A 1,035-nucleotide genomic window follows, 5' to 3' on the forward strand; every position below is an offset into this window, starting at 1 on the left:
AAAAATAACCATATATTTAGAAACTATAGCGTACACCTATAATTCCCTGAAGGGACTGTTTTGTTTTACGCCCTTTAATATAATGGGCCTCACCATATAACTTTAACTTCTCACTCACTAAACTGCTTAAACCTATTCCTAATTTACCTGCATTCCCTGATAAGTCCGTGGTAAATGAATGCCGTTGATTAATTAACGTTTGATTGTCATCTTTATTCTCACGTAACCATGCTGCTGTAATATACGCAAGCGATGAGGAATCCATGTGAGAACCAAATTCATATCCTAAAGATAAGCCAACCTCACTGCGTAATGAAGTGAATGGACGCATGTCACCTGTCATGTCATTCGATAACTTGATTTCTTTACCTTCAACTTGCAACCATGTAAATTGTCCATAAGGCTGCAACCAACTGTTCTTTGACGTCTGAAGTCGATAACCTGCTTCAAAGGAGGCGCCCACCGCCCATTGCCTATAACTTCCTTCAATCCCTAAACCATTCGTTGAAACTGCCTTTAGAGTATTTTGATAATGATTATATTTTAAAATACCATCGAGATACCATCCACTATGATCCAAATAAGTGACATAAGCGCCAATACCATAAGTATTGATACCACTGATACCCCCCCGTGCATGCGCAACACGGACACGATCATAACTGCCAAAACCACCTATATAAAATTCTCCATTTTCCCACTCGCTTAAACCATTGATCCCTAAAACAATACCTGTCTGATCTAACTTAAAATCTATATGCTCTGTCGCAATACTCTCTTTAGATTTAATCGCATAGGTCCATAAAGCTGCATTCTTTTTACTTTTATCTAGAATTCCTCTTCCCGCACGCACTGTTTGCATTTCGTTGTGAAACACCATCGCTGGAGTTACAGACATAGACAATACCGCATCTGTAGAGGGCGTGGTCAAAAAGTGAGAAACTGAAAGCGTCTCACTCAATTGTGGAGAAGGCTGTTCTTTATGAACTGGACGCACAATCATCTGATCGGCTAAAGAGTGAGAAGATTCTGAAA

General features: G+C 39.5%; 1 protein-coding gene. It reads right to left on the reverse strand.

Annotated elements, in window-relative coordinates; genetic code table 11:
* Positions 1–16 precede the first annotated feature (16 nt).
* Positions 17–1,035, reverse strand: a 1,019-nt coding sequence (locus ACFIKN_RS06110) for an autotransporter outer membrane beta-barrel domain-containing protein (RefSeq protein ID WP_375658082.1), incomplete at its 5' end; no start/stop codon positions are given.

The sequence above is a fragment of the Bartonella sp. CL436QHHD genome, from assembly GCF_042195105.1.
Taxonomy (GTDB): domain Bacteria; phylum Pseudomonadota; class Alphaproteobacteria; order Rhizobiales; family Rhizobiaceae; genus Bartonella.